Source organism: Roseovarius sp. MMSF_3281 (assembly GCF_030733685.1).
Taxonomy (GTDB): domain Bacteria; phylum Pseudomonadota; class Alphaproteobacteria; order Rhodobacterales; family Rhodobacteraceae; genus Roseovarius.
The window spans coordinates 102,102-105,227 of sequence record NZ_JASHIM010000002.1; the positions used below are offsets into that span (position 1 = coordinate 102,102).

At 58.6% G+C, this 3,126-nt stretch carries 3 protein-coding genes and 1 tRNA gene; 2 read left to right on the forward strand and 2 right to left on the reverse strand.

Annotated features, from left to right (window positions below; translation table 11 throughout):
• Nucleotides 1-10 precede the first annotated feature (10 nt).
• Nucleotides 11-814: an undecaprenyl-diphosphate phosphatase gene (locus RBB32_RS03275; RefSeq protein WP_306151253.1), complete on the forward strand. Its 804-nt coding sequence runs from the start codon at nt 11-13 to the stop codon at nt 812-814.
• On the opposite strand, the gene RBB32_RS03280 is transcribed toward RBB32_RS03275, so the two are convergent.
• Nucleotides 811-1,794 carry a complex I NDUFA9 subunit family protein gene (locus tag RBB32_RS03280; RefSeq protein WP_306151254.1) on the reverse strand — a complete coding sequence of 328 codons (984 nt, stop codon included), beginning with the start codon at nt 1,792-1,794 and terminating at the stop codon, nt 811-813. The genes RBB32_RS03275 and RBB32_RS03280 overlap by 4 nt on opposite strands.
• Before the next feature lie 150 nt (nt 1,795-1,944).
• On the opposite strand from RBB32_RS03280, the gene RBB32_RS03285 reads away from it, so the two are divergent.
• A tRNA-Leu gene (locus RBB32_RS03285) sits at nt 1,945-2,031 on the forward strand.
• Between the two features lie 181 nt (nt 2,032-2,212).
• On the opposite strand, the gene RBB32_RS03290 is transcribed toward RBB32_RS03285, so the two are convergent.
• Nucleotides 2,213-2,989 carry an efflux RND transporter periplasmic adaptor subunit gene (locus tag RBB32_RS03290; RefSeq protein ID WP_306151255.1) on the reverse strand — a complete coding sequence of 259 codons (777 nt, stop codon included), beginning with the start codon at nt 2,987-2,989 and terminating at the stop codon, nt 2,213-2,215.
• Between the last annotated feature and the right edge of the window lie 137 nt (nt 2,990-3,126).

Genomic DNA, 3,126 nt, shown 5'->3' on the forward strand with positions numbered 1-3,126 from the left:
GATCTGGTCAATGCCCCTGTTCCATCTATTGCTGGTTGCCATCATTCAGGGCGTGACCGAATTCTTGCCGGTTTCGTCCTCTGGCCACCTGATTCTTTTACCGAACCTCACGGGCCTTGAAGATCAGGGACAGGCGATTGATGTGGCGGTTCACGTCGGCACATTATTTGCTGTCATCCTGTATTTCTGGCGCGACGTGAAGCTGGCTTTGACAGGTCTGCCACGGGCGCTTGCAGGGCGTGTGGACACCGAAGGGTCCAAGCTTGCCTTCTTGATGATCGTTTCGTCGATCCCGGTCGTTGCCTTTGGCCTGCTGCTCAAGATGACGGGCCTGGATGATCAGATGCGTTCAATCGCGGTGATCGGATGGACGATGCTTGTCTTTGGCATCGTGCTTTATTGGTCTGATCAAGCCGGTGAGACGACGCGCGAGGCCAAGGATTGGTCGATGCGCGATGCGATGGTCATGGGCGTCTGGCAGGCGATAGCCCTGATACCCGGCACCTCGCGCTCGGGCATCACCATCACCGGTGCGCGCTTCATGGGCTATGCCCGGTCGGATGCCGCGCGCCTGTCGATGCTGATGTCGATCCCGGTGATTATCGAAAGCGGTACGCTTTTGGCAGGGGAGGCTGCATTGCAAGCCAACGCAGCTGTCATGCGCGATGGCGCAATCGCAGCCGGGTTTGCCTTTGTCTCGGCGCTTTTGGCTTTGACCCTGATGATGCGGCTGTTGCGCAGCGTCAGCTTCACGCCCTACGTGATCTACCGCATCGTGCTGGGCGTGGTGCTTTTGTTTATTGCCTACAGTTAATTGGCGCGCAGATTACTGGCCGATTCCTTGATCGCCTCGTATTGGCCCGCCGGGCGGAAACGCCACAGGTAATCTTCCAGCACCGCTTCAAGCGACGTGGGTTCGATCCCTAGGTCGGCAAAGTCCTTGGCGTCGTCGGACACCACGTTATCCACCTTCAGGCTACGCACCTGATCACGGGTGATCTGCGGCGGAATCAGACCAAGGCTGATGGTTTGGACAAACTCCATGACCCCGGCCATGATACTGGCCATCCAGAAAGGCAGGTTGACGATGATCCGGCGACGACGGATCACTTGCAGCATCTGTTGCATCAACTCGCGGAAGGTGTTCACATCCGGGCCACCCAGTTCGTAAATACCCGGTGCGGCCTCACCCATCACACCCTTGGCGGCGGCATGGGCTACGTCATCCACGTAAACTGTCTGGAACTTCGTGTTGCCGCCCACGACCGGCAGGAAGGGGCTGAACCGGGTCATGCCCGCAAAGCGGTTAAAGAAGTTGTCCTCGGGCCCAAAGATGACCGAGGGGCGCAGGATTACGGCCTTCGGGAAGGCTTCAAGAATACCTGCCTCGCCTTGTGCCTTGGTCTGGGCATAGATGCTGTCGGATTCGGCATCGGCCCCGATGGCCGAAATATGAACCAAGCTTTCAACGCCTTCTTCGGTCGCAAGGCGGGCGATCCGCTCGGCGCCTTCGTGCTGCACGGCATCGAAGTTGTTGCGACCCTTGCGATCAAAGGTGCCGACGCAGTTCACAACCGCATCCGCGCCCAGCATCACCGAACGGACGCTTTCATCGTCACGGATATTGCAGAATACCGGCTCGACCTGGCCGACAACGCCGTAGGTTCTGACGTGCATCGACTCGTTCGGGCGGCGTACAGCCACGCGAACCCGCCACCCCGCCTGTGCCATCCGCCGCGCGATGTAGCGTCCCACAAATCCCGATCCGCCATAGATGGTGACAAGTTTCGACATGGGTGGCCTCCGGCGCTTGGTGCGTTTTCGCCCACTTTCCTACCCTTGAAGTGCCGATTGGACAAGACGATATGACGAATGCGGGGTTTGTTGTAAAATCTCCGTTGACAGTGCGATGGGGCAGGGATAAACGCCTGCCTCACGACACCTGCCCAGGTGGCGGAATTGGTAGACGCGCTAGCTTCAGGTGCTAGTGTCCGTATGGACGTGGAGGTTCGAGTCCTCTCCTGGGCACCATTCCCCTTTCTAGAACATCGGTTTTAAGGCAGATATCCTCCCTATACTCTGAGGGGTGTTTGCAGGTGCTTCGCTCATATGTTCGAGCCAACCCCAGTTATGTTCAACAGTCCAAATTTTTCGGGATTTTGCAGGGGTTGTGGTCTTCAAGCTGCCTTGCAGACAAATGTCCCGAGACTGGTCAGCCGGGAACTTCGAGGGTGCAATGGATGCCCGCGGGCAGGGTGTTTTGCGGATTGTCCATGTACAGTCGGATACCGAACGTGCCCGAGGCGGGATCGTAGACCTTGTCGATCACTTCGATGCGCGCTTGATACGTGCCACCTACCGGCGGCTCGGGCTTGACCGTCAGTTCACGCCCGGGTGTAAGCGTCCCGTGCAAGCGGATCGGTAAATAAGCGGCAATCAGCAGCGGATCAAGCACCGCAAGCCGAAGCAGTGGCACCTGCGGATCGCCCAGTTCGCCGGCCTCGATATCGACTTCTGTGACAAGGCCCGATATCGGGGCCTTGATAACGCGCTGAGCCAATTCGGCCTTAACCCTGTCGCGTTCAAGGGTGGCGCGGATGTGGTCTTCGCGTGCGCGCTGTAACTGTTCCTGCGCGGTCACCTGCTCGGCCAGCAGGCTGTCATAGGTGTTTTGGGCGACAAGGTCCTTGCCGATCAGTTGAGACATGCGCGACTCCTGCGCATTCAGCAGGTCGAGTCGTGCTTCGGCGGCCTCGATGGTCGAGGTGTCGGCGGCCGCCCGTTCGGCCAGCGCCAGCGCGGCGCGTTCGGGCGCGGCGCTCTGGCGTACCAGAAGGTCGCCTTTGTCCACAGTTTGCCCGGGTTCGACCGAGACCTCTTCGACCCGGCCAGCGACTTCGACCGCAACGTCGATTTGCTTTGACGCCTTTATGAGACAAGGCACCGATTCGCCCGCATCAGATTGCTGTGCGCAAAGGGGCAAGGCCATGGTCAGGCTGGTACAAGCCACGGTTGTGACCCGCCTTAGCCGCATGAGAGTCTTACGCCAAAAAACTCGAGTTATCGGTGTTTTTCGGAAAAGAATCATTTGGCAATACTCCCTTACGTGTAGTTAACCTACTACAG

Bases quoted from the DNA above. Each gene is read 5' to 3' on its own strand.
- RBB32_RS03275 (WP_306151253.1), top strand. From the start codon at position 11: ATGCCCCTGTTCCATCTATTGCTGGTTGCCATCATTCAGGGCGTGACC.
- RBB32_RS03280 (WP_306151254.1), bottom strand. From the start codon at position 1,794: ATGTCGAAACTTGTCACCATCTATGGCGGATCGGGATTTGTGGGACGC.
- RBB32_RS03290 (WP_306151255.1), bottom strand. From the start codon at position 2,989: ATGGCCTTGCCCCTTTGCGCACAGCAATCTGATGCGGGCGAATCGGTG.